The sequence below is a fragment of the Micromonospora inositola genome, from assembly GCF_900090285.1.
Classification (GTDB): domain Bacteria; phylum Actinomycetota; class Actinomycetes; order Mycobacteriales; family Micromonosporaceae; genus Micromonospora; species Micromonospora inositola.
In genome coordinates this window covers 6347882-6372480 of record NZ_LT607754.1, presented here as the reverse complement: position 1 = coordinate 6372480, position 24599 = coordinate 6347882, and the positions used below count along the sequence as shown (strand labels likewise).

At 69.0% G+C, this 24599-nt stretch carries 17 protein-coding genes; 11 read left to right on the top strand and 6 right to left on the bottom strand.

Features of this window, described 5'->3' with window-relative positions:
• Positions 1-86 precede the first annotated feature (86 nt).
• From GA0070613_RS30220 to GA0070613_RS30200, 5 genes are all read right to left on the bottom strand, one after another.
• A complete protein-coding gene (locus tag GA0070613_RS30220; protein ID WP_089015394.1) occupies positions 87-1334 on the bottom strand; it encodes a MalY/PatB family protein in 1248 nt (415 codons plus the stop codon).
• A 150-nt stretch (positions 1335-1484) separates the two neighbouring features.
• Positions 1485-1823, bottom strand: coding sequence for a hypothetical protein (locus GA0070613_RS32505; protein ID WP_157746580.1), 339 nt, complete (start codon positions 1821-1823; stop codon positions 1485-1487).
• A gap of 221 nt (positions 1824-2044) precedes the next feature.
• On the bottom strand, positions 2045-3157 hold the full coding sequence (locus GA0070613_RS30210) for an alpha/beta hydrolase (RefSeq protein WP_089015392.1): 1113 nt from the start codon (positions 3155-3157) through the stop codon (positions 2045-2047).
• 173 nt (positions 3158-3330) lie between these two features.
• Positions 3331-4275 (bottom strand): sugar phosphate isomerase/epimerase family protein, encoded by a 945-nt coding sequence (locus GA0070613_RS30205; RefSeq protein ID WP_089015391.1) that lies wholly within the window; start codon positions 4273-4275, stop codon positions 3331-3333.
• A gap of 21 nt (positions 4276-4296) precedes the next feature.
• Positions 4297-6408: a PQQ-dependent sugar dehydrogenase gene (locus tag GA0070613_RS30200; protein ID WP_089015390.1), complete on the bottom strand. Its 2112-nt coding sequence runs from the start codon at positions 6406-6408 to the stop codon at positions 4297-4299.
• Positions 6409-7210: 802 nt separating this feature from the next.
• Here GA0070613_RS30200 and GA0070613_RS30195 point away from each other — a divergent pair.
• The 3 genes from GA0070613_RS30195 to GA0070613_RS30185 all read left to right on the top strand — a co-directional run bounded on the left by GA0070613_RS30195 (position 7211) and on the right by GA0070613_RS30185 (position 10786).
• A complete protein-coding gene (locus GA0070613_RS30195) occupies positions 7211-8488 on the top strand; it encodes an ROK family transcriptional regulator (RefSeq protein WP_231929572.1) in 1278 nt (425 codons plus the stop codon).
• Positions 8489-8624: 136 nt separating this feature from the next.
• The gene (locus GA0070613_RS30190) at positions 8625-9410 is read left to right on the top strand and encodes a ThuA domain-containing protein (RefSeq protein WP_089015388.1); all 786 of its coding nucleotides are present in this window, start codon (positions 8625-8627) and stop codon (positions 9408-9410) included.
• A 302-nt stretch (positions 9411-9712) separates the two neighbouring features.
• Positions 9713-10786, top strand: a complete 1074-nt coding sequence (locus tag GA0070613_RS30185; protein ID WP_231929571.1) for a L,D-transpeptidase — start codon at positions 9713-9715, stop codon at positions 10784-10786.
• A 21-nt stretch (positions 10787-10807) separates the two neighbouring features.
• On the opposite strand, the gene GA0070613_RS32500 is transcribed toward GA0070613_RS30185, so the two are convergent.
• Positions 10808-11023, bottom strand: coding sequence for a hypothetical protein (locus GA0070613_RS32500; protein WP_157746579.1), 216 nt, complete (start codon positions 11021-11023; stop codon positions 10808-10810).
• Between the two features lie 439 nt (positions 11024-11462).
• On the opposite strand from GA0070613_RS32500, the gene GA0070613_RS32495 reads away from it, so the two are divergent.
• The 8 genes from GA0070613_RS32495 (at position 11463) to GA0070613_RS32485 (ending at position 24593) form a co-directional block, all read left to right on the top strand.
• Positions 11463-11723 (top strand): hypothetical protein, encoded by a 261-nt coding sequence (locus tag GA0070613_RS32495; protein WP_157746578.1) that lies wholly within the window; start codon positions 11463-11465, stop codon positions 11721-11723.
• An 827-nt stretch (positions 11724-12550) separates the two neighbouring features.
• Positions 12551-12844 carry a hypothetical protein gene (locus GA0070613_RS32490; RefSeq protein WP_157746577.1) on the top strand — a complete coding sequence of 98 codons (294 nt, stop codon included), beginning with the start codon at positions 12551-12553 and terminating at the stop codon, positions 12842-12844.
• Positions 12845-12911: 67 nt separating this feature from the next.
• Positions 12912-13580: a response regulator transcription factor gene (locus GA0070613_RS30180; RefSeq protein WP_089015387.1), complete on the top strand. Its 669-nt coding sequence runs from the start codon at positions 12912-12914 to the stop codon at positions 13578-13580.
• Positions 13552-14643 (top strand): sensor histidine kinase, encoded by a 1092-nt coding sequence (locus GA0070613_RS30175; RefSeq protein ID WP_089015386.1) that lies wholly within the window; start codon positions 13552-13554, stop codon positions 14641-14643. Before GA0070613_RS30180 ends, GA0070613_RS30175 begins: the two co-directional genes overlap by 29 nt.
• Positions 14644-15074: 431 nt before the next feature.
• Complete coding sequence (locus tag GA0070613_RS30170; protein WP_172875929.1) at positions 15075-20222, top strand: peptidase associated/transthyretin-like domain-containing protein; 5148 nt, start codon at positions 15075-15077, stop codon at positions 20220-20222.
• A gap of 58 nt (positions 20223-20280) precedes the next feature.
• Positions 20281-21537, top strand: coding sequence for a multicopper oxidase domain-containing protein (locus GA0070613_RS30165; RefSeq protein ID WP_172875928.1), 1257 nt, complete (start codon positions 20281-20283; stop codon positions 21535-21537).
• A 36-nt stretch (positions 21538-21573) separates the two neighbouring features.
• Complete coding sequence (locus GA0070613_RS30160; protein ID WP_157746576.1) at positions 21574-23583, top strand: multicopper oxidase domain-containing protein; 2010 nt, start codon at positions 21574-21576, stop codon at positions 23581-23583.
• Between the two features lie 29 nt (positions 23584-23612).
• Positions 23613-24593: a multicopper oxidase domain-containing protein gene (locus GA0070613_RS32485; protein ID WP_157746575.1), complete on the top strand. Its 981-nt coding sequence runs from the start codon at positions 23613-23615 to the stop codon at positions 24591-24593.
• The last annotated feature ends 6 nt before the right edge of the window (positions 24594-24599 follow it).

Genomic DNA, 24599 nt, shown 5'->3' with positions numbered 1-24599 from the left:
CCCATCAGCTGACGTCCGTACGCCCGACCCGGCGGCTGGTCGATCCAGCGTCGGGTCGTGGAGGCACGGCGCCTGGGACCGAGGGCTCAGCCCGCAGACGGGTGGTGTGCGTCGACTGCCCGGCCCATGCGGGTGACGGCGTCGGTGAGGATCGCGGGTGAGGTGGCGAAGTTGAGTCGTACGAAGCCTGCCCCGCCGGTGCCGAACACGTGCCCGGAGCTGAGGGCGACCCGCGCGCGGTCGAGGAACATCTTCGCGGGTCCGGCGACCTCGCTGGCCACGCCGGGTTCGCCGTCCGGCTGCGCTGTGGCGATGCCCAGCCCGGTGCAGTCCAGCCAGGCGAGGTAGGTGCCCTCGGGGCGGTGGTACGTCACGGACGGGAGGTGCTTCGCCAGCAGCGTCGCCAGAAGCGTGCGGTTGGCGTCGAGGCCGGCGAGGAGGAGGTCGAGCCACGGCCCGCCGGCGCGGAACGCGGCGGTGTGCGCGATGACGCCCAGGTGGCTGGGCCCGTGGCTGACCTCTTCCGGCATGCGGTTGAGGTCGGCGGCGGCCTGCGGCCCGGCGACCGCGAGCGCCGCCTTGAGACCGGCGAGGTTCCACGCCTTCGAGGCGGAGATCAGGGCGAACGCGTTCTCGGCGCCAGCCACCGTGAGGTACGGGGTGAAGTGCGTCCCGGGGAGCGCGAGGGGGGCGTGGATCTCGTCGGAGATCACTCGCAGGCCGTGCCGGTCGGCCAGTGCGGCGACGGCCTCGAGCTCATCGCGGCGGTGGACGACGCCGGTCGGGTTGTGCGGGTTGCACAGCAGGAACGCCGGCCGGCGGCCGCAGGCCCGGGCCCGGCGGAAGGCCTCGTCGAGAGCGGCGCGGTCCATCCGCAGGTCGGGTCCGAGTGGGGCCTCGATCACCTGCCGGCCGGCGTGGGTGACGAAGGCGTAAAAGGGCGGGTACACGGGGGAGCAGACCACCACCGCGTCTCCGGGGTCGGTCACGAGCCGGAGAGCCTCGACGATGCCCATCATCACGTCGGGTACGACCGCAGTGTGGTCGACGCGGAAGTTGTGCCAGCCCCAGCGCCGGGCGGCGAAGTCGCCGAGCGCTTCGGCGTACGCCGTACCGTGCGCGTAACCGGTGTCACCGAGGTCGATCGCGCGGCGGAGCGCGTCGGCCACGGCTGGAGCGAGGGGTACGTCCAGCTCCGCGACCCAGAGGGGGAGCACGTCGGGCGGGTGCATGCGCCATTTCACGCTGGTGCGCTGCCGGAGTTCGTCCAGCGTGAGCAGGGTGAGCGGATTCTGGGCCGCGGAGCCGTCGGCGGAGGGGGCAGGGCTTGCCATGCCGCCCACCCTAAGCCGTACGTCGACGTCACCGTCCGGTCCGGCGCCGAGGAGCGCGACGCCCGGTGCTGTTCCGCTGTGGCTGCAACGGCCGGAGGGCTGCATTCGATGGTCGATACGCCGATCTTGGTGTTGGGGGCGACCGGCGGTCTACCAGGCCTTTCCGCGGATCGGGGGGACGTCGATGTCGCGCTCGCCGCCGCGGTGCTCGGCGAGGATCTGCCGACGGATCGCATGCCAGGCGACGCGCTCCTGCCGGCGGGCCAACTTCCGGTGCGACTGAAAGGTGCAAAGCTGGCACCCGCACAGGTTCGGAGCCTGGGCCGACGGCTGTCGGTAGCAGCGGGTCCGGTTCCACCCGGGCGAGGCGAGGAACTCGTCAAGGTCGCAGGGGCCGGAGCCGTGCTCGTGGGTGTCAGTAAACCAGTGACGAACCAGCGGGTCTCGCTGCTGCACTCGCTCCGGTCGGTGAATGTCGGTACGGGCCATGTGACGACCGCCTTCCGGCCGCCCGCGCACCGTGCGCGGGACTAACGCCTGTCTGGCATGTCGATCACCTCCAGCATGGGGGTGGACGCTGGTACGCGAGTGGTCGGGGGGTGCCCGTCTCCCGGCTCAGCAGAGGACACCCGTTTCAGCATCTTGGTTATGCCGTACATGGTAGGCCGGGCCCCCGACAGGATCCGACCACCGTGGCCCGGCCGGCGTCGTCATCTGCCGAGCAAGTGGCTGGCCGGCGACTGACCGGGGGAGCAGATTGGGAGCAGCGAAGTGCGCTGAACGGCCTCATCGAGGGAGTGGGTAGCCACACCGCGCCCCGTCTCGAGCGCGTGGAGAAGCATCGGCAGCGCCCGGTGCAGTTCCCGCTGCCAGTACGGCCAGCTGTGGGTGCCGGGGCCGTAGAAGTCGGTCGCGACGGAGACGCCCACATCGCGCAGTTGATCGACGAAGTCGACGTTTTCCTGATAGATGAGCGCCTCCAGGCTGTTGGTGCGCCCCGGCGGGTCGAACGGCCCGCCGGGGGTGCCGTCGCCGCTGGCCACGAAAAGCGCAGTGTGTCGAAGTTGCTTCGCCAGGTAGTGCGGGTCGTGGGCTTCCCAGATGTCCTGCTGCGCCACCGGGTCGCCCCACAGCGCGTACGGGTCCAGCCCGGTGCGCCCGAAGAACGGCAACCAGTACGACGGGTCCCGCAACGGATGCACGACCCCGCTGAAGGAGGCCGCCGCCCGGAACATGCCCGGGTTGCGGGCGGCGTACGACATCGCCCCGAAGCCGCCCATCGAGAGGCCGGCCACCACGCGCTTCGGGCCTGCGCCGTACCCCCGCTCGATGATCTGGCGCACCTCGCTCAAGTGGAACGTCTCCCACGCCGGGGCACCGCCCTGGCCGCCGTTCCACCAGTCGCTGTACCAGCCGGCGGCACCGGCCTCCGGCATGACGACCAGGACGTCCCGGAGTTCGGGGATGGTCGCGACGTCGGTCGAGCGGGTCCAGCTGACGTACGAGTCGCAGCAGCCGTGCAGCAGGTAGAGCACGGGCCACCGGTCCCCGGGAGCCCGCTGCTCCCACCCGTCCGGCGTCAGCAGGCGTACGTTGGCGGCTCGGTCGAGTGCTGGCGACTGGATCGTGAGATCGACCAGGCGCGGCCCGACGGTCGTCTCCTTGGCCACGTACGCGCCGTCGGAGGCATGGACGAGTGCGAGGGCGGCGACACCAGTGGTCGTCGCCGAGTCGGTCGCCGCGACGGCCGTTGCCGGTGCGGAGAGTCCGGCCAACGCGAGCCCGACCGCGACGGCGACGCTGAGCGCCGATGGTCTCCTCATGACTCCTCCTCCTGACTTCGGGCTGCTTGCTGCTGGGCGATGCGCTGGCGAACACCAGGGCCGGCAGTTCTGGCATGTCTGCAGTCGGGACGGCGGTCGTGGCGACCGAGCCGCGAGCTCCCACGAACCAGACGCCGACCCTGGTGTCCGTCAGCACCCCTGACCGGGGTTCCTCAGAACCGCAGGTTGCGCAGGTAGCGGTAGCCGACCTCGGCCGTCTGCTGCGGTGTCACATCGGGGGTGTCGTTTTCGACGATGTACTCCTGCACCGAGTGCTCCCGGAAGATCCGGGCAAAATCGATCATCCCGGTGCCCAGGTCGGCCATGTCGCCGTCGGACTCGTGCCGGTCCTTGACGTGGTACTGCAGGACACGCTGCGGCGCGGAGCGGATGACGTCCAGCGTGAAGCCCTCCGGGTCCGCCACTCCATCGCCTGAGTTGATGCCGCCGGTGACGGCCCAGTAGATGTCGACCTCCAGGTGTACGAGCCCGGGATCGAGCTCCTCGGTCAGCACGTCCCAGGGGCGCCGGCCACCTCCGAGGTCGATGGTGAACTCGTGGGCGTGGTTGTGGTAGCCGTAGCGCAGGCCGGCCGCGGCCGCCGCGGCGGCCTCGACGTTCATCTGTTCCGCCCAGCGCTTCCAGTCGTCCTCGCGGTCGGAGTTCAGGTATGGCACCACCATGAACGACTGGCCCAGGGTGATCGCGTTCTGGATCTTCTGTTCCAGGCCGGCGGCGTCACCGCTGATCCCGTCGTGGCTGGAGCTGGCCTTGATGCCGATGCCGTCCAGGAACTGGCGCAGCTGGGCAGCGGTACGCCCGAAGTAGCCGAGCGCCAGCTCCACCTTCGGGTAGCCGATCTTGGCGAGGTGGGCGAGGGTGGCGTCGTACCCCGGCGAACCCCACAGCGCGTCGCGTACCGTCCACAGCTGGATGCTGATGAGGCCCGGGGGCACGTGGTGCCGCCCGGTTGTGCGGGTGGTGGCCGACGCGGCCGTCGCGCCGATCCCCGACGCCAGGCCGACACCGGCGAGCGCCGCCAGTGAACCGCGCAGCAGGCTCCGTCGGTCAATGACGGACCGCCGCAGCGCGGCCTCTCCGTCGTATCCGTAACACATGGTGACTCCCTCTTCCTAGGTCTAGGCGGTGGGGACCAGGACGACCTGGTCCGATCCGGTCAGGGCGGGCAGACCGTTCCCACCGGCGTCGGTGTAGGACGCGACGAACACGGCGGTCAGGTGGTCGTTCGCCGGGTCGTGGCCGGACGGCACCGTCGTCTGGATCGAGCCGGTGCAGCCGTTGGCGGTGGTCTGCGGGTGCCCGTGCGTGTCGTGGCCGAGGACGTACGTGACGCTGACCCGGGAGCAGTCCACCGGCTGGTCGTCGGTCACCCGTACCTCGAACTGCACGGTGTCGCCGAATTTGAAGGGCTGGCCCGCGACCGGCTTGACCAGCTCCACCACGGGCTGGGCGTTGCCGACCACGACCCGGACCGATGCGGAAGCCGACAGTCCTCCTGGGTCGCTCACCTTGAGCGTGGCGTTGTAGAGGCCGTTCTTCTGGTACGTGAACGTCGGGTTCGCCGCGTGCGAGTCGACCTTGCCGTCGTTGTCGAGGTCCCACGCGTACGACAGCCGATCGCCGTCGTAGTCGGTGGTGCCAACACTTTCGAACGTGACGGTCAGTGGCGCGAGCCCGTTGGTGGGCGTGGCCGATACCTGGGGCACCGGGGTGTGGTTGCCCTTCCAGCCGGTGTAGTCGATCCGGGCCAGCTGCGCGTCCGGGTTCTCGCTGAAGAAGCCGTCGCCGTACTCGAGCACGTAGAGCGCGCCGTCCGGGCCGAACTCCAGGTCCATCGGGTTGTCGAAGGTGAACGAGGAGAGCACCGGCTCGATGCCGCTGAGGTCACCGCCGGAGTCCAGCCGGAAGCCCTTCACGTAGTCCCGGGTCCACTCGTGGAACAGCGGAATGCCGTCGTAGTACGCGGGCCACGCCACCGGGGCGCGTCCCCGCGTCGTCGGGGAGGCGAAGTGGTACGCGGGCCCGGCCATCGGTCCGATGCCGCCGGTGCCCAGCTCGGGGAACTGCGCCGAGGGGCCGTAGCCGTACCACACGTCCGGCTGCTGCACCGGTGGCAGCTCCCGCAGCCCGGTGTTGTGCGGTGACTCATTGATCGGCGCGGAGCAGTTGAACGGTGCCCCGGACTGGCCGGTGGCGAAGTCGTAGTCCACGTACGGCAGCTGCGCGGTGGCGCAGTAGGGCCATCCGTAGTTGCCGGCCTTGCGGACGGCGGCCCACTTGCCCTGCCCGGCCGGCCCGCGCTGCGGATCGGCCTGGCCCGCGTCCGGCGAGTAGTCGGCGACGTACAGCTCGTCGGTCTGGCGGTTGAACTCGATCCGGAACGGGTTGCGCAGGCCCATCAGGTAGATCTCGGGCCGCGTGCGGGGCGTGCCCGCCGGGAAGAGGTTGCCGTCCGGGATGGTGTAGCCCCCGCCGTCGCGGACCTTGATGCGCAGGATCTTGCCGCGCAGGTCGTTGGTGTTGGCCGCGCTGCGTTGCGCGTCGTAAGCCGGGTTGCGGCCGGGGCGCTCGTCGATAGGCGTGTAGCCGCCCGATTCGAACGGGTTGGTGTCGTCACCGGTGGACAGGTACAGGTTGCCCTTGGCGTCGAAGACGATGTCTCCGCCGACGTGGCAGCAGATGCCCCGGTCGATCGGTACGTCGAGGATCTGCTGCTCGGTGGACAGGTCCAGCTTGTCCTTGACCAACCGGAACCGGGAGAGGCGGATGACCCCCTTGAACGGCCCGAAGTCCGCAGGGGTGCCCCAGGCCGGCGCGTCGCCCTCGTTGATGTTCGGGGTCGACGGGTCGTCGACCGGGGTGTTCATCGGCGGCGAGTAGTACAGATAGACCCAGTTGTTCCCGGCCTTGCCGAAGTTGGGATCGATCGCGACGTTCTGCAGGCCCTCTTCGTCGTGCCGGTAGACGTCCAGCGTCGCGGCGACGGTGTTGCGGCCCGTGGCGGGGTCGTGCAGCCAGACCTCACCCGGGCGGGTCACGTGCAGCACCCTGCTGTCGGGCAGCACGGCGAGGTCCATCGGCTCGCCCGGGTGGTCGTTGAGGGTCACCTTTTGGAAATTCGTCTCCGGGGGCGCGCTTGTCGTGCCTGGCTCGGCCATCGCGACGGTGGGCGTGGCGACGAGCGCGGTGGTAGTCAGGCCCGCTACGGCGAGCGCGAGTCGTCTCTTCATCTGCCTCTCCTTTGCTGGGGACTGATCGGGGCAGGTCGGGGACGTACGGCTTCTTCCTCCTCTGCGGGCGGTCCGATGTTTCGACGCTGCTGAGTCGCCCATCGCGTGAGGCGCGCCGCCCGCGGCCCCGACCAGCGCGGTTTGCGCCCTGCGCCGTCAGCTACGCAGGTTGCCGATGGCGTCGCAGTTGCGGTCGGCGACGAACGAAGGACCGGGGAGATAGGGGGTGGGTGTTCCGTCAGGTGTTGACCGGCCGCCAGCAGCCGTTGTCGCGCGCCGATGTCTCGTCTGCGGTAAGGCTGCTGAAGCCGCGCATGCCGTGCCGAGCAGCGCGCGGGCGAGCGGGCGGCTTGCCGTACGCGCCGGTTGGTGCCCACCGGGGGTGCAATTCCCGGTCGGGCCGTGACCTCCGGCCGGGCGGGCCGTCCGGGGCCATCGCCGAGAGGCCGACCGGGTGTCGGTTCACCTCGACGAAACACATCGTCACGCGGCCGACGCTAACAAAACTAATGTCGATACGTCTATAGCTTTCACTGGGGCGGTCCCGACTTTTCTTCAGGTCGACGAAAGTTCGTCTCGTCGATGTTCGCGCAATGGCCCGAACCCGCCAGGCTCCCGCGGAGGGCGGAGCCGCTCCCGCTGTAGTGGGGAGCATCCGGCCGTGGCCAATTATTGATGAATGTTACTTCCGGCAAAGGCCACCCCGGTCTTCCAACCAGGCCCATCCGGACAAAATGTCACTTGTGGGCGGTGCAGGTGGGTGAATAGTTTGTTCAGCGAACGGACAAACTCGGGAGCCCATGTGAGCCTCGCGACGCCACTTCGCACACCGGCTGAGCCGGCCGCGCCCGCGGGCTCGGCGACGATGCGGCGGAACAACCTCGCGCTCGTGCTGCGGCACCTGCAACACCAGGGGCCACGCTCACGCGCCGACATCGTGGTCGAGACGCGCTTGAGCAAGGCCACCGTCTCGAGCCTGGTCGCCGAGCTCGTCGATCGGGGACTGGTGCGCGAGGGCGCGCTTCGACAGGAGGGGGCGATCGGTCGGCCGGCGCGGATCCTCGAGGTCGACGGTTCGCGGGTCGGCGCTCTCGGGCTCGAAGTCAACGTCGACTACATCGCCGTGTTCGGCCGTGATCTCGGCGGCCAGATCCTCGTCCGGCGCCGCGTCGCGTTTGACGCGATGAACGCGACACCTGACGAAGCGCTGTCCCGGTTGGCTGTAATGACCCGCGAGGCGCTGGCCGAGATGACGCGGCGCGGGGCGGTGCCCGCGGGGATCACCGTCGCGATCCCGGGTCTCATCGACGTCGCGCGCGGCCACGTGCTGCTGGCCCCCAACCTGGGGTGGCGCGAGGTCCCCGTCGCGGAGCGCCTGGCGGCGGAACTCGGTGCGGGCATACCGGTGCGCGTGGACAACGACGCCAACCTGTCGGCGCTCGCCGAGTTTCGCGAGGGGAGCGCAGCCGGCACCGCCGACCTCGTCTATCTCACCGGAGAGGTCGGGGTCGGCGGCGGGGTCATCGTCGGGGGCCGGCTGCTCCGTGGTCCCGATGGTTTCGCCGGCGAGGTAGGCCACATGTCGGTCGACCCCGGTGGCATCGAGTGCGGTTGCGGCCGGCGCGGGTGCTGGGAGACGAAGGTCGGCTTGGCCGCCCTCGTGCGGCTCGCGACTCCCGACCAGGGGTACGCCGCCCCCGGTCCCGTACCGGATCCCGAGGTCAGGCTCGCCGGCATCCTCGACATGGCCGCAGCCGGCGACCAACCGACGCACCTCGCCTTCGCCGAGGTCGGCCGGTGGCTGGGCCTCGGCTGCTCGATCCTGGTCAACCTGTTCAACCCACACGTGCTGGTCCTCGGCGGCTATTTCGCACGCGTCGCCCAGTTCGTGGTCCCGACCGCGCAGGCCGAGCTCGACCGACTCGTTCTCGCGGGCCAGGCGGGAATGTGCCGGATCGAGGCTTCAACGCTCGGCTTCGAGGCGGCCGTACGCGGTGGCTGCGGCGTTGCCATCGAGCGGGTGCTCGACGATCCGACGAGCGTTCCCCCGGTGACCGTTGTCCAGAGCGGGATCAGATGAGCGTCTTCCCACCCACCCCTTTCCTCTCGCCGGGCACGTCGGCGCACACCGCGACAGGAGGGAGGTTGTCGAACGTCGAATGCGGCGTCAGCCCGAGGACGGCGCACCGAATCATCCGCACAGCAGAGGGAGAGTCATGAAGGCATTGTCAAGAGTGCTGGCCGTGTTGGCGCTCGTTGTCGGTCTGGTCGCGCCCGCGGTCCCGGCCGCAGCGGAAGCCGCGCAATACAACGTCCTCGTCTTCTCGAAGACGACTGGCTACCGCCACGCCTCCATTCCCGACGGCATCGCCGCCATCAAGAAACTCGGCCAGGACAACGGCTTCGCGGTCGACGCGACCGAGGACGACACACAGTTCACCGACGCGAACCTGGCGAAGTACGACGCGGTCATCTTCCTGTCGACCACCGGCGACCCGGTGACCAGGCCGGAGGCGAAGGCCGCGTTCGAACGCTACATCCAGGCCGGTGGCGGCTACCTCGGCGTCCACGCCGCTTCGGACAGCGGCTACAACTGGGCCTGGTACGGCGGCCTCGTCGGCGCCTACTTCCGCGACCACCCCGCCATCCAGCCGGCTCTGGTCCGCGTCGTGGGACAAGGCACGGAGGCCACCCAGGACCTGCCGAACAAGTGGTGGCGCACGGACGAGTGGTACAACTTCCAGACCAATCCGCGCGCAGCGGTCCGGGTCCTCGCCAGGATGGACGAGTCGACCTACAACCCGGTCGGCTACACCGGCGGATACATGGGGGCGGACCACCCGATGGCGTGGTGCCACCGCTATGACGGCGGGCGCGCCGTGTACACGGCACTCGGCCACACCAACGCCTCGTACACGGAACCGCTCTTCCTGAAGCACCTGCTCGGTGGCATCAAGATGGCGGCCGGCCAGGCCAAGTTCAACTGCGATCCGGAGGACTGACCAGTGCGGTGGCCGGGGCCCTCCCACGGGGGGCCCCGGCGCGCTGACCGCCGACGGCGAACCTGAAGGGTTCATGATCAACCTCTAAGAATTCGACACCGTCCCCCACAGGCGTCCCGTCGGCACGTACTCTCCGGGCGGAGAGGAACATGATGATCACTCGTCGAAAGTTGATCGCCACCGGTCTGGGTGTCACGACCGGCCTGGTGACGGCAGGTTGCAGCCGTGAGTCCTCGTCCGGCGCCGCGTGGTCGCAGCCCGGTCTGGCCGCGGCGAGTGCGCCCCCCGCGGGCGATGTTGGAGTGACCGTCACGCCGGCTGCGGATGCCACGAAGGTCTCGCCGATCGAGCAGGTCGTCGTGGCGGTGGAGAACGGCACGCTCAAGGGCGTCTCGGTGGCCGCGGGGGGTAAGACCGTCGCCGGCAAGCTGGGCAGCGACGATCAGACGTGGCGTTCGACCGGCAAGCTGGCCTATGGCAAGACCTACACGGTCACCGTGTCGGTGGCCGACTCCACCGGCGCGCTGACGGAGCACACGAGCAGCTTCAGCACCCTCAAGCCGGCCGGGACCGCCTCCGTCACGTTCCAGGCCAACGCGCTGACGGCCCTGCAGGCCGGCGGCACGTACGGGGTCGGCCAGCCGATCATGGTGAACTTCAGCAGGTCGGTCAAGAACCGCGCCGAGGCTGAGAAGGCGATGGTGGTGGAGACCACCCCGGCGGTCGAAGGACGGTGGCGCTGGATCGACGGCCAGAACGCGCACTGGCGGCCGGCGAAGTACTGGACCCCGGGCACGAAGATCTCGGTGAAGGTCAACCTCTTCGGTCATGATCTCGGCAAGGGTGTCTACGGCGGCTCCAACGCCAGCACGAACTTCACCATCGGCCCGTCCCGCATCGCCATCGCCGACGCCAGCACCCACCGGATGAAGGTCTATATCGACGGCAAGATGGTACGGGACATCCCGATCAGCATGGGCAAGGGCGGCACCGCCAAGGGCGCGAACGGAGAGGTCATCAGCTATTGGACGCGCTCCGGCCCGCACGTGGTGATGACCCGGGAGCCCGCGCACCGGATGACCTCCGCCAGCTACGGGCTCGTCGATCCCAAGGACCCCAACTACTACGACGAGATCATCAAGCTCTGTCTGCGGATCTCGTACTCCGGCGAGTTCGTCCACATGGCTGACTGGAACATCGATGCGCAGGGCGACCGGAACACCTCGCACGGCTGCATCAACGTCGGACCGGACCATGCCCGATGGTTCTACGACACGTTCCGGCTCGGTGACGTGGTCGAGGTGCGCAACACCCCTCGACGGATGGGGCTCACCGACGGGGTGGGCGACTGGACCGTACCGTGGGACAAGTGGTGACCAAAGGCGCCACGGCGCGGGTCAGTGAGCCGCCATCTGGTAGGCGGTTCTACCCCTGGCCGGCTCGTCGAAGGCGAACACCCGGTCCGGAAGCGCGGCGGTGACGTGCTCGATGCGGCGCGTTCGGCGTCGCGAAGCGTGAGCGGCAACGGCGCCTGCTCGCACCTGCGACGTCATGATTGTGCAGGCCAGAACCGATGCAACGTCCCGCTTCACACCGAACAGGTCACTGGTCACGCCCGAGCGCCCCGATCGAGTCGCCCAGCGCGGCCGGTCGGGGCGCTCTCTCCGTATGCGGGCCGCCGGACAGGGCGGGCGAGCGCCTGGACGACGCCGAGGGCGACGCCGGAGAGGGGCGCGCAGCTCGAGGCAGTGTAGGAACACCCGAGAACATCGACGAGCGGGCCACCCTCGTCGTGTGGCCGAGGTACGCCTACGCCGACGCTCTGCCCGCTGGATCGCCGCGCCCGGGGCCGAGAGCTGGTGGTCACCAGGGTCCGCTACTGATCCAATGGGCCCTCACCCCGCCGACGAGAGGCGTGGCCCATCACCTTGTGCCTGACCCCAAACTCGGCATTACCAAGGTGCCCACCGTAGCGAACCCTTAACTTATAGCTGCTGCCCAGGCTTCCCAGGGTCGACCGCTCCCGGCCGAAGGCAGCAGAACGGGGGAACCATGCGGAGACTCGCAGTCGCGTTGGCGGCGGGCGGCATTGCCGTAATCGGCTTCGCGGCACCAGCCCAGGCCGACCCTGGCGACAACTGGACCTACGGGCACTGCGTCACCGCGGGCTATGCAAACCCTTCTGGCGGCTCAATTGGGCCGACCAAGATGAACCCGCAGGGTAATTACAAGGGCGCCGTTAACGCCTTTTACGCCAGCGATGGCCACGCCCACTTCAATGGCGCCGGCATGGTCTGCCCCAAGCCTGAATAGCGCTGATCGCACTACCCCGAAGAGGCCCCGCTCTCGCGGCCCGCGCATCGCCCCGCGCCGACCCCGAGGGCGGGGCCGTCGTGCGTTTGAGGCAGGTCAGCGTCTACACGCTGCTCCCCGCTGTTCCTTGGCGGCTCAACGGGCTCTCTGACGAGTGCCAAAAAGTGGCCGACCAGTCGGTGTACTCGTGCGCATGCTCTGCCGTCCGTTCGTGCCGAGTCAAGTAGCGTAGCTGGCGAAGCCGCTCAAGAACCCCAGCCGCTCCTGGATGAGCTACCCGGAGACGGAATCCGGGCCTATCAAATCTTCCGTCTTCCCCGTAATCGTCCAGTGCCCAAACTACCGCCGACCATGGGAAGCGCATTGCTACTTGCGGGTTGAACTGTACGAACCTGCGGGCCCGCCTGAAGCAGTGCAGCACTTCGGTCAGCCGGGCTGCTGCTGACGTCCGAGACAGTGTCTGCCGCTTCGATCGTTGCCCGAGCCTCCTCGGCGGTCTTCTCCCACTCGGCCTCGATCGGCCCTGCCTTGAAGCGGCGCAGGTTGTCGCCGAGGAGTTGGGCCACCCGCGCTGAGCTGGATCGGGCGCAGGCGCAACCGGAGGCTGCTGCTGTGTGAGCTGGCGGTGAGCCGGCTGTGAGCAAGGCCGGGCATCCTTGGTCCTTGTTGGTGACAATCGAGAGGTCTCCTACTGGAAGGTATTCGGCCGTGATGGGATGGATCGTCGGGTCGTGCAGGAGCGCCTCGCATGGTCTCCATGCTGCCTGCCGCCTCGTCGAAGCCGCCGCTGGTGGTGCGGCCTTTCTCGTCGACCCGGCAGGGTCGTGATGATCGGTCTGTTGTCCCAGGATCGCTCACTGCACGACGTGTCGCTGCCATCGCGCCGGACGATCGTGCCCCGCCTGCTGAGCGTCCCTGGCGTGGCCAACGTGGCCGTCTGGGGGTTCCGTGACCGTCAGCCACAGGCGCAGGTCGATCCCGCCGGGCTGACGCAGCACGGGGCGGCGCTGGACCAGGTCCTGCGCACGTCGGCGAACACGCTGTGGGTCTCGCCGCCGACCTCGTGGAGGCGTCGACACCCGGCCTGGGCGGTTTCATCGACACCGCCAATCGGCGCTTGACTTACGACAGAAGTCTTGGCTATCCGGGGTTGGGTGGATATGTTGCGGTCGCCGACGGAGGTGTCCGGTGGGGCTGGTACTTGTGGTGGAGGACGACGACCGAATCGCTCGGCTTGTGTCGCGCGCGCTGCGTGACGACGGGCACGTCGTTGAGCGGGCAGGAACCGGGCGGGACGGTCTGGATACGGCTCTCGCCACAGAGTTTGATCTTGTCATGCTGGATCTGATGTTACCCGGCATCAGCGGTGTCGAGATCCTTCACCGGCTCGTTGGCTCCCGCCCCGACCAACGTGTCTTCATACTGTCCGCGGTGCCGGAGATCGGCACCAGGGTCGCCTGCCTGGAGGCGGGCGCGGCCGACTTTCTCGTCAAGCCGTTCGCGGTGGCGGAGCTGGTGGCCCGGGTGCGGGCGAGGATGCGCGCCCCCGCCCCGGGTCCGGCGCAGCGTTCCTTGTCCGTGGGGCCGATCTGCCTGGATCTTCGGCTGCGCCGCGCCTCGGTGTCCGGTCGGCAGGTCGAGCTGTCGCTGCGGGAGTTCCTTTTGCTTCAGCACCTGATGGAGCGAACCGGGCAGGCGTGCAGCCGGGCCGAGCTGTTGGCCGACGTCTGGGGACTTCTGTTCGACCCGGGCAGCAACGTGGTCGACGTGTACATTCGCCGGCTCAGAACCAAGCTGGACACCCCCGAGCGGGTGGAGACAGTACGCAATGTCGGGTATCGATTCATCGCGGAATGACCGCCTTTTCCTCGCCGGCTGGGCACTCACAGCCGTTGTCAACAGCTACCTGATGTACGTCCTGCCGGGAAAGGAGACCATCCCTTTCCATCTCGTGTGGATTGGGCTCTCGGTCGTGTATGGACTGACCTTCTGGCGCCCTATTGTCATGGCCGCCGTGCTCGCCGCCGTCGCGCTCACCACGGGATATATCCTCGTCCACCACGCCTCGGTGGCCGCCATCGGGTGGGAGGAGACCACTGAGGTGCCGCTGATGGCTGCGGTCTTCGGCGTTATGGTGTGGCATGTGCGGCGGCGCCAGCAGATGGTGGCCGAGGTCGCCCGACTTGCCGATGTCGAGCGCCGGCGCGCCGATTCCCAGGACCGCTTCGTCAGGCTTGCGTCGCATGAGCTGCGAACCCCGATCACGATCGCTCGCGGATACACCGAGCTGGTGCGGGCTGCCACCGGCGACCCCGAGATCCAGGAGGACACTCGGATCGTGCTGGAGGAGCTGGATCGGCTGGCCGGCATAACCCAACGGCTCGTGACGCTCATTCAGATGGACGGGCGGTACGTCCGGGAGATGCGAGACGTCGACCTGGTGTTGGCTGGCGTCGTGCGGCGTTGGCGGCCCGCCGCGGATCGGCAGTGGAGTGTGCGTTCCACGATTGGCACGGCGTCGATCAACCAGGACCGGCTGGAGGTGGCGCTGGACTGCCTTCTGGAAAATGCGGTCAAGTTCACTAGGCCCGGTGACCGGATCGAGGTCGGGGGGAGTGGCGCGCGGGACAGCTGGACCATCGTGGTCGCGGACTCGGGCACGGGAATGTCACCGGAGCGGGTCGAGGCGCTGAGTAAGGCGGGTGTGCCACCGGCTCCTCCAGGAATCTTCTCCGGCACCGGGCTCGGCTTGGCGATCGTGCGAGCCGTTGTCGGGTCGTGGGGTGGGTCGCTCCGGTTGAACAGCGAGCCCGGTGTGGGCACGACGGTCTCGCTCGTCTTCCCGCGCTTCGCCGCACAACAGGCGTCTACGGATATGGCGCCCGCGCCTCAGCAGCCGAGGTCTGCGGCAGGCGGTTGAGCCCTCCGAACAGGCGGCGCAGGGCACCTGCGGGGGATCGCGGTCGGCGTACCTGTGGCATGACAGCCAGATGACAAACCTGTCACGAACGTCCCGTGCCGACCGCGCGACGCCATCATCGGGGTGATGCACGACACGTCCTCTGACCTGCTGATACGTGCCGAGCATCGCGCCGGGAGGTGGAACCGATGCGACCAGGCCGGTCGAGCCGGACGATGAGAAGCGCATTGCGTACAGCGTGGAAGGCGTGGGGTTCACGGCTTTCTGTCAGGCGGTCGGCCGCCACACCGGCCGCTCGCCGTTCAGGGCGAGTCGATCCACGGACGGGGCCAATCCTTCTCCTCCCGGTACGGAGGCGACCCGGGCGAATTCGTCGAGTGATCGCACCATCGGCGGTCGTCCTCATGGTCGCCGCTCTCCTTCCACCGGTCATGGGACTCACCGGTGTCGTCTCTTCGGCGCTGGCGGCTACCGCGTGCCCGGCCGGGGGCTGCGCGGTCACCGTGGACGCGCGCGACTTCGCGACCGCTCGGGACAACCCGGCCGCGGGGCAGCTCGGGAACTTCACGTACATCATCAACGCGGACAACACGAAGCTGCCCAGCGATCCGCTCGCCTTGAACACCGAGAGCAACAGTCCGATCGTGGCGGAAGGTGACCAGAGCCGCCCCACGGTCAAGCTGCCCGCGGGACGTTACCTGATCTCGGTCCGCTCGCTGAACCACAAGATGTGGGGCAAGCACATCACGCTGCCCGACGACGCCGCAGCTGACGGAACGCTGGCCGCGCGGATCGATCTGACCGAGCAGAGCGAGGACCACCCCCTGCCACTGGGCAAGATCCGGGTGTTCGTGTTCGAGGACACCGCGTGGGCCAACGGCGCCCCGGACACCGAAGAGGGGGGCCTGGAGGGCTTCAAGGTCGGGCTCGAGGAGCAGACCGGCAACGCGGTCACCGTCGACTACAACAACAATCCGCTCTGCGGCGGGAACTGTCTGACCGACGGCACCGGGTTCACCCAGCTCGACGACCTGGGGCCGGCTACGTACTTCATCGACGTCCATCCGCCGGACCAGCCCTGCAACAGCGACCCGGACAGCCGGTGGTACCAGACCACGACCATCGACGGTGGGTTGCAGCTGCTGGCCCCCGTCGAGGAGGGCAGTGACGGCACCGGCGCTCCGGGCGAGCAGCTGTGGGAACCGCCGAACAACCGCACCGCGTACTGGTTCGGCTTCGTATGCTCTCCCGCCCCGTTCACCAGCAGCGGCACGGGCGAGATCACCGGCAGAGCGCGCAACTGGGTGGAATGGGCGCCCTACACCACCGGCACCTACAACGAGCCGGTGGAGAACCCGTTCGTCGCGCTGTCCGACAGCACCACCGACCGGACCGTGTACGTCGGCCGGGGCGACGCCGCGGGCAACTTCGACATTCCGCACGTCCCCGCCGGGACCTACAACCTGGCCGTCTGGGATGAGCAGCTCAGCTACATCATGCGCTTCAAGCCCCTCACTGTGGGCGCAGGACAGACCGTCGACGTCAACGACACCGGCGACGACGGTGAGGTCGGACTCGGCGTCTCCCGCTGGTTCGGCTGGCTGGACGGGCACGTCTACAAGGACCTGAACAACAACGGCCGGTACGACGCGGGCGTCGACCCGGCGATTGCGAACACCGACGTGGACCAGCGGTGGCGCGACGGCTCGATCAAGGAGGCCACGTTCACCAACGCCAACGGCCACTACGAATACCCGACGGCGGAGGGCGGTGCGCTCGGCCGGTGGATCGTCAACGAGCAGGGCTTCGCCCGCTTCACCGCCTACCCTGGCCCGTCCGTGCACGACGAACACACCGGAGCGGTCACCCCGTCCTGCAGCGTGGCGCCCCCGGCGGTGCCGGCCAACCCGTGCGTGCCGACGAACCAGGGCGGCGGTCTGCTGCACAACCAGCTCCTGCTCGAGGGCCACCGCGCGACGGTCGACTTCGGGAAGCGCGACTACCCGGCCGGTACGCCCGGCCAGATCGTCGGCATCACCTTCAACGGCACCACCCGCAACGAGTTCGACGCGCGGTTCCAGGCCGCCGAGGACTACGAGCCGGGCATCCCCGACGTGACCGTCCTGCTCGAAGGCCCCGGGCCCGACCGCCAGCCGAACACGGCCGACGACGTCGTCCTCAACCGCTACGTCACCGACCACTGGCAGCAGCCGAACGCGAGCCAGGACCCGCAGCCCGACGGCAACACGTTCAAGCAGAGCTGCAACCCGATCCGGGACTTCAGCGGAGCGGACATCACCGCGCAGTTCAACCCGAAGATCGGGCCGAACTGCCTGGAGGTGCCGCTGACCGGCGAGCAGGCCAAGGACGGGGCGTTCGACGGCGGCTACGCCTTCGCCGACTACTGCCCGAGTGGCCTGAACCTGGGCACGGACCTGTGCACGGACGGGTCGGATCCTTCGGATCACCCGCTCGTGGCCGGCACCTACATCACCCATGTGGTCATGCCGAAGGATGTCGCCGACACCCGTGCCTGCAACCCGTCGGGTGCCACCCAGCGGGTCAGCAACCCGAAGGGCGCCGTCCCCGGCGGCGGCCAGGGATGCCTGTACCACATCGTCCGGGAGGAAGACGTCAACGTCGATCTCGGCAACCAGTTCGCCCCGCAGATCCCGCCGCCGCCGTGCGCCGGCGACGGCCACGTCATCGACCAGTCCACCCTGACGCCCCGGAGCGTCTACTACACCGGAAACCAGGCCACCAGCACCTCCCGACCGCTGTGCGACAAGCGCCTGGTCGTCCTAGAGAACGGCCAGAACGCCAACGCCGACTTCTTCCTCATGACGAACTTCCGGACCGACCCCAACGGGACGAACGCCGCTGACAACCGGACCGGCGACGTGCAGCCGCCGGGCCGCCTGGTCGGGCAGGTCTTCAACGACATCTACTTCGAGCGCAACAAGCTGTCCCCGTGGTACGGCGAGCCGCGGCCGATCGCCGGCATCCCGGTCGGCATCTACGCCCGGGTGGACACCGTGCCGAACGTCAACCAGCCGTACGACCCGAACACCTGGCGGCTGCTGACGACCGTGACCACCAGCCCCGACGGCTCGTTCGAGGTGCTGGTGCCCTCGACCGAGACGTTCAACTGCCCGATCCCGCAGGGCCCGTGCCCCGGCATGTACCTGGTCAAGGTCGACGACCCGGGGACCAAGGAACACCCGAACGCCAACTTCAACCCGAACCTGCTGGTCGCCACCACGCCGGCCGAGGCGTGGCCGGGCCTGACCACGCAGCTCGACCTGCCGCTGGACCCGATCTCCGGCACCGCATGCGAGGACCCCGCCGTCCCGGCACGGCCCGAGCTGCTGCAGGTCTCCCTCCCGGTCGTGCCGGCCACCGGCAGCCGGCAGATCACCGTCCAGGCCGACTTCATCGGCGCGACCGGCACGGCCACGGGCACGACCGGCGTGCGGGCGACGCTGACCGACGGCCGCACCAGCCAGGTGCAGACCCTGACCCGGGCCAACGGCGGCATCGTCAGCTGGACCCCGGGCAGCGGCTCCACGCCCGACACCATCGTGCTGAACGTGCCGGCGCTCAGCTCCACCTTCCGACCCGGGCCGAAGCAGCTGACGATCACGACGGCGGACGCGAACGGTGGCGTGTCGAGCGTCAACGGCATCACGCTGCACGTGCTGGGCAGCAACGGCTCCGGCACGGACATCGTCACCTACACGCCGACCGTGGTGAACGTGCCACCGCCACCGCCAGCCGCTGGAAACGGCGGAGCGCACGCGCTGCAGAACGCGATCAACAGCGCCGCGCCCGGTAGCCTGCTCGTGCTCTCGCCCGGCGTATACAACGAGAACGTGCTGCTGTGGAAGCCGCTCAAGCTGCAGGGACGGGGTCCCGGCGGCATCATCGGCGCCCACGAGCTGCAGGCCCGCGACCCCGAGGACCCGCGGTTCAACGTCCCCGGCACCGTCATCGACGGCCGGTACTTCCAGCAGAACGCGACAGACTACGACGCGACGATCAGCGCCAACTCGCCCTACGCCGGGGTGACCGGCAATCACCCGGTGCTGCGCGGCGCGGACATCACCGTGCTGGCCAAGACCACGACGGCGTACGACATCGGCACCGGCCTCACCGCGGCGTTCAACCGGGCCCGCATCGACGGCCTGGGCCTGACCACCGGTCAGGGCGATGGGGCGGGCGGCATTCAGCTGCAGGCCTCCGCCAACAACATGCAGCTGACCAACAACGTGCTGGAGAACAACGGCGGGATCGTCGCCGGTGGCATCGCGCTCGGCCAGCCGTACGACGCCGGGCCGCGCGGAACCGGCGCGCGGGTGAATCACAACTACAACGTGCGGATCGCCAACAACCGGCTGACCGGCAACGGCGGCCTGACCGAGGCCGGCGCCGTGGGGCTGTTCTACGGCTCCAACGGGTACGAGCTCGCCAGCAACATCATCTGCTCGAACTTCAGCGTGAACTACGGAGCCGGCGTCGCCCACATCGGCCTCAGCCCCGGCGGCCGAATCCACGACAACCAGATCTACTACAACGACTCCGTCGACTCCGGCGCCGGCATCGCCATCGAGACCGAGCTGCCGGTGGGCTCGCCGGCCTCGCTGGGCAACGGGACCGGGACGGTGGATGTCGACCGCAACCTGATCCAGAGCAACTACTCCGGCGACGACGGCGGCGGGCTGTTCGTGCTCGACGCCCTCACCGCGCGGATCAACATCCGCAACAACATGATCAACAACAACGGCGCGGCCGACGTCGGCGGGGCCATCACGCTGGACGACTCGTCCAACGTGTCCATCGTCAACAACACCGTGGCCAACAACGTCTCGACGGGATCGTCCGAGGACTCGGACGGCAACCCGCACTCCGCGGGCCTGGCCTCGGAGGCGAATGACCCGCTGTTCCAGGCGATGCTGCCCGCCGGTTCGCCGCGCTTCTCGAACCCGGTGGCGCTGTTCAACAACATCTTCTGGAACAACGACGCGTTCACCCTGAGCCAGCCCGGCCCGGGGGCGACCCTGGTCGATCAAGGGTTCATCGACTTCGAGGTGCGCGGGACGACCACCGACACCGACACGTTCACGGCGCGGTACTCCACGCTGACCACCGGCCAGATCCTGGGACCGGACGGCGTGCTGCGGCCCCTGCCCGGTGGCCAGGCGAACCGCATCGGCGAGAACCCGCTGTTCACGACGCCGTTCGTCAACGAGCTGACCGTGTCCGGGTCGCGGCTGGACCCGCAGACCGCGGCGGTGACGATCACCGGGCAGGATCCGCCGGTGGGACTCACCGGCGACTACCACCTCCAGGGCACCTCGCCGGCGATCGACCGCGGCGTGCGCTGCTCGAACACCCCGGTCCCGGCGACCATCTCGGCATGTTCCGCCACCGCGATCGGCGCTCCCACCGGAACCCCCGGCGACATCGACGGTCAGAGCCGTCCGCAGCTGCGGGTGTCGGGGCGGGACACCACGCCGTGGGATCTCGGCGCTGACGAACTGGCCGGAATACCGGTGATCGTCGCCCCGAGCGGCCAGTGAGGAGTCCGATGTGAAACCTATGGCGCGAGCCTCGACACGGAGAGAGTTCCTCAGAGCGGTGGGCTGGGGCGCGGCAGGAGCCGCTGCCGGCGGACTCATCGGCACGGTCGCGGCGTACGGCCCCTTGGGCGCCCGCCGCGCGGAGGCGGCAACGAGCGAGCTGTCCCTGGTGGCCACGGACGGGTACCTCAGCGTCCCCGGCCGGGAGGGCAACCCCCTCTACATCTTCGGCTTCGTCCCCGTCGACCCTTCCCTGTCCGTGACGCAGCTGACCGCCACCTACAAGGGGCACACCAAGCACACCGCGCCGCCCCTCGAGTTCCTGCAGAACGACGAGATCAAGATCACCCTGACCAACCTGGGTCTGGTGCAGCGCCCCGACCTGACGGACTCCCACACCATCCACTGGCACGGCTTCGACCTGCCGTCGCCGTTGAACGACGGCGTGCCCGAGGTGTCCGTGGCGGTGCCCATCGGCAAGCAGTTGACCTACTTCTACCGCCCGCACCGCGAGGGCACCTACATGTACCACTGCCACTTTGAGGACGTCGAGCATGTACAGATGGGAATGACGGGGATCGTCTTCGTCCGGCCTTTGCAGGACGGCACCTCGATCGGCGGGTTCACCCGGTTCGCCTACAACGACGGGGACGGGTCGACCGGCTATCACCGCCACTTTGCCATCCTGCTCAACGAGCTGTGGACGAACTTTCACGACGGTGACCGGGACATCCAGGAGTCCATCGCGACGGACTACGACCCGCAGTGGTTCACGCTCAACGGGCGGGTCTATCCGCAGACCGTGCTGCCCAACGACAGCGGCAGCCTGCCTGCGACCATGCGGATCGCCACCCCGAACCCGAACTACGACGACGCTCCGGACTACAGCCAGCCGAACTCCGCGCTCATCCAGGTCAACCCGGGGGACCGGGCCCTGTTGCGGCTGGCCAACCTCGGCTACCAGCAGCACAGCATGCAGTTGCCGGGGATTCCGATGCACGTCATCGGGCAGGACGCCGCGCTGCTGCGCAACGGCGCCGTCGACACGTCGTACTGGACCAACACCCTGTACCTCGGCCCCGGCGAGGCGCGCGACGTGCTGTTCGACGCGCCGGGCTACGACGCGGCGCGACCGTCCGGTTCGGACGGCTGGGGAAGCTACAACGTCTACTACTTCAAGAACCGGGACTGGCGAAAGCTCGCGAACTTCGGCTCCATCGCCCCGGGGCCCGGGGGAATGATGACCGAGGTCCGGGTGTACTCGCCGGCGCGTCCCCTGCCAGCCCAAACCGTTGTGAGCCAGACCTATGTCTGAGCGGGCGCGGCCGCGCGTCGCGGAAGGAAGGCCATGATGAGGCAGAAAGCCCAACGGCTGGCCGCCGTCGTCACGCTCGCCGCCGGCTCGGCGCTGCTGGCTCCCGGACACGCCGACGCGCTGCCCGCCGGGGCGCCCAGGATCGGCATGGTGTGCACACCCGGCGCCGTCTCGGGCGGCACGCACACCTTCAACCTGGTGGCGAAGACCGGCTACATCGGGACACCCGACGGCAACAGCGTCTTCATGTGGAGCTACGCCAACGCCGACGCCCCCGACAGCGGTCAATTCCAGAGCCCCGGACCGGTGCTGTGCGTGACTCAGGGGGAGACGGTCGTCGTCAACCTCACCAACAACCTGCCGGAGCCCGCGTCCATCGTGTTCCCGGGCCAGGACGCGGCGGTGGCCGCCACCGGCGGCGCCGCGGGTCTGTTGACCACCGAGGCGGCGGCGACGAACGGGACCGTCAGCTACCGCTTCACGGCCGGCAGTCCGGGCACCTACCTGTACGAGAGCGGCTCGGACATCGCCAAGCAGATCGAGATGGGCCTCTACGGCGCGCTGGTCGTGCGCCCGAGCCTCGGCCCGGGCTACGCCTACGACGCCCCGACCGCGTTCGACCCGGCGCGCGAGTACCTCCTGCTGCTCAGCGAGATCGATCCCGATCTGCACCACGCGGTGGAGACCGGCGCGACGTACGACGTGAACGCCCGGCGCGACCGCTACTTCGCCATCAACGGGCGGGAGTTTCCGGACACCATCCAGGACAACGGCTCCGGGCTGCTGCCCAACCAGCCGTACGGGGCCCTGGTGCGGATCCGCCCGACGTCGCCCGGCACTCCGCCCGCTCTGGTCCGGATGATCAACGTGGGTGCCCTGAACCATCCCTTCCACCCGCACGGCAACCACACGACCCTGATCGCCCAGGACGGCCGGCCCCTGCGCGCGCCCGGCGGTGGTTCGGCATCTACCGAGCACTTCGGCGAGACCATCGGCTCCGGGCAGACCGAGGACTTCCTCCTGCGCTGGGACGACCAGGACAACTGGGACCCCAACACCCACCCGTTGCCGGTGCCGCCGCCCAACTACCGCAACGTCGCCTTCAAGGACGGCAACACCTGGTACGGCGGCAGCCCGTACCTGGGTTACCAGGGCACCCTGCCCACCGGGGTGGTGTCGCAGAACATCTGCGGCGAGTGGTACTTCCCATGGCACAGCCACGCGCTCAACGAATTCGCCAACTTCGACGAGGGCTTCGGTGGCATGGCCACCCTGCTGCGGGTCGACCCACCCGGCGGGTGCACGGGCTACCCGACATCGAGCACCATCGCCGGCGGTGTGCTCAAGGGCGGCACCGTGGCCGACCTCGGCGTGGACGACACCAGGTACTACATGGTGAACCCGAGGACGACGACCCGGCCGACGGCGACGACCGCCACGCAGACGAGCATCACCGTCGCCTCGGCCGCCGGCTTCCCCGCCTCGGGCACCTACCACGTCCGGATCGACAACGAGGTTCTGCTGGTCACGGGTGGACAGGGCACCACGACGTGGACGGTGGCACGAGGGCAGCTCGGCACGGTGGCGGCGACCCACCTGAGCGGTGCCACCGTCACCGGGCTGGCAACCGACTGGTACGCCGCGTTCACCGGACTTCCGGCCGGAGCCCAGAACCTCAAGGTGACCTACAAGGGCAAGAACTGCGGCAGCACGACCGCCACCACATGCGTGACCATCAGCTCGAACCAGCCGCAGCAGATCGTCAAGATCTGCAACTGGACCATCGCGGGCGCGGTGGGCTGCTCGTCCGCGACCTCTGCCGGGTGGGTGACCCTGCCGCCACCGCCGACGCAGCCGCAGACCGTCGGTTCCAGCGACATCACCTCGACGTGGACGCTGCCCGGACCCGCCAGCGCCTACGTCGGCACCGGGGCAAACGGCGGCCAGGTCCGCGTGCTCGTCCACACCCAGCGATACACGGCCCCCAACCCGACCCCCTTCTCGACGTTGGGCAACCTCATGGCGCTCACCTACGACGCGCCATGACCGGCCGCGAGGCTAAGGAGAGATCGGCGATGCGCGCACGCACGTGGAAGACGACGACCAGGGCCCTGCTCGTGCTGGTCCTGACCGCCGCCGGGCTCGGGGTTGGCAGCTCGAGCGTCTCGGCCGCACCGGTGTCCATCAACCTGTGCGCGACGGCCGGTACCGCCATGCTGGCCGGCGGAGTTAACGTCCCGATCTGGGGCTTCGGCACCACCGCAACGCCCGGAAACTGTACCGGCGTAACGCCGGGCCTGCCGGGGCCGGTCCTGACCGTCAACGTCGGGGACACCGTCACGCTCGCGGTCACCAACGACCTCCCCGCCGGCCACCCGCTCTCGTTCGAGATCCCGGGCATCGCCTTCAACGCGGGACCGGCCGACGCCGCCGTCGGCGCCACGGTCACCCGTACCTTCACGGCCAGCGCGCCCGGCACCTACCTGTACGGCAGTGGCGGTGATGCCGGACGCCAGGCGGCGATGGGGCTCCACGGCGCGCTCGTTGTCCGGCCGGCGACGCCCAACCAGGCCTACAACTCCGCGACGACCGCGTACGACGTGGAGGCCGTGCTTGTCCTGAGCGCGATCGACCCCGCCTTCAATGCCGCGCCCGACACCTTCGACATGCACGGCTACCGGGCGACGTACTGGCTCATCAACGGCAAGGCCTACCCGGAGACGGCACCGGGCATCACGGCGGCAGGCGGGCAACGCGTGCTGCTGCGCTATCTGAACGCCGGCTACGACAACACGACGATGGTGCTGCTCGGCATGCACGAGCGGGTGCTCGCCCGCGACGCCCGGCCGCTGAACGTCCCCTTCGACGCGAACGCCGAGACGATCCCGGCCGGCGCGACGGAGGACGCCATCGCCACCGTCCCGGCCGGTTCCGGACCGAGCCCGCACGGATTCCCGCTGTACAACCGCCAGCAGCACCTCACCAACGGCGTCCAGGCCGGCGACGGCCCGACCCCGGCCACCGGCGGCGGGATGCTGACCTTCATCCACCACTGAGGCGAG

Excerpts from the sequence above, each read along its gene's own strand:
- GA0070613_RS30220 (WP_089015394.1), bottom strand. The coding sequence starts at position 1,334 with ATGGCAAGCCCTGCCCCCTCCGCCGACGGCTCCGCGGCCCAGAATCCG.
- GA0070613_RS32505 (WP_157746580.1), bottom strand. The coding sequence starts at position 1,823 with ATGGCCCGTACCGACATTCACCGACCGGAGCGAGTGCAGCAGCGAGAC.
- GA0070613_RS30210 (WP_089015392.1), bottom strand. The coding sequence starts at position 3,157 with ATGAGGAGACCATCGGCGCTCAGCGTCGCCGTCGCGGTCGGGCTCGCG.
- GA0070613_RS30205 (WP_089015391.1), bottom strand. The coding sequence starts at position 4,275 with ATGTGTTACGGATACGACGGAGAGGCCGCGCTGCGGCGGTCCGTCATT.
- GA0070613_RS30200 (WP_089015390.1), bottom strand. The coding sequence starts at position 6,408 with ATGAAGAGACGACTCGCGCTCGCCGTAGCGGGCCTGACTACCACCGCG.
- GA0070613_RS30190 (WP_089015388.1), top strand. The coding sequence starts at position 8,625 with ATGAAGGCATTGTCAAGAGTGCTGGCCGTGTTGGCGCTCGTTGTCGGT.
- GA0070613_RS32495 (WP_157746578.1), top strand. The coding sequence starts at position 11,463 with ATGCGGAGACTCGCAGTCGCGTTGGCGGCGGGCGGCATTGCCGTAATC.
- GA0070613_RS32490 (WP_157746577.1), top strand. The coding sequence starts at position 12,551 with ATGATCGGTCTGTTGTCCCAGGATCGCTCACTGCACGACGTGTCGCTG.
- GA0070613_RS30175 (WP_089015386.1), top strand. The coding sequence starts at position 13,552 with ATGTCGGGTATCGATTCATCGCGGAATGACCGCCTTTTCCTCGCCGGC.
- GA0070613_RS30170 (WP_172875929.1), top strand. The coding sequence starts at position 15,075 with ATGGGACTCACCGGTGTCGTCTCTTCGGCGCTGGCGGCTACCGCGTGC.
- GA0070613_RS30160 (WP_157746576.1), top strand. The coding sequence starts at position 21,574 with ATGAGGCAGAAAGCCCAACGGCTGGCCGCCGTCGTCACGCTCGCCGCC.
- GA0070613_RS32485 (WP_157746575.1), top strand. The coding sequence starts at position 23,613 with ATGCGCGCACGCACGTGGAAGACGACGACCAGGGCCCTGCTCGTGCTG.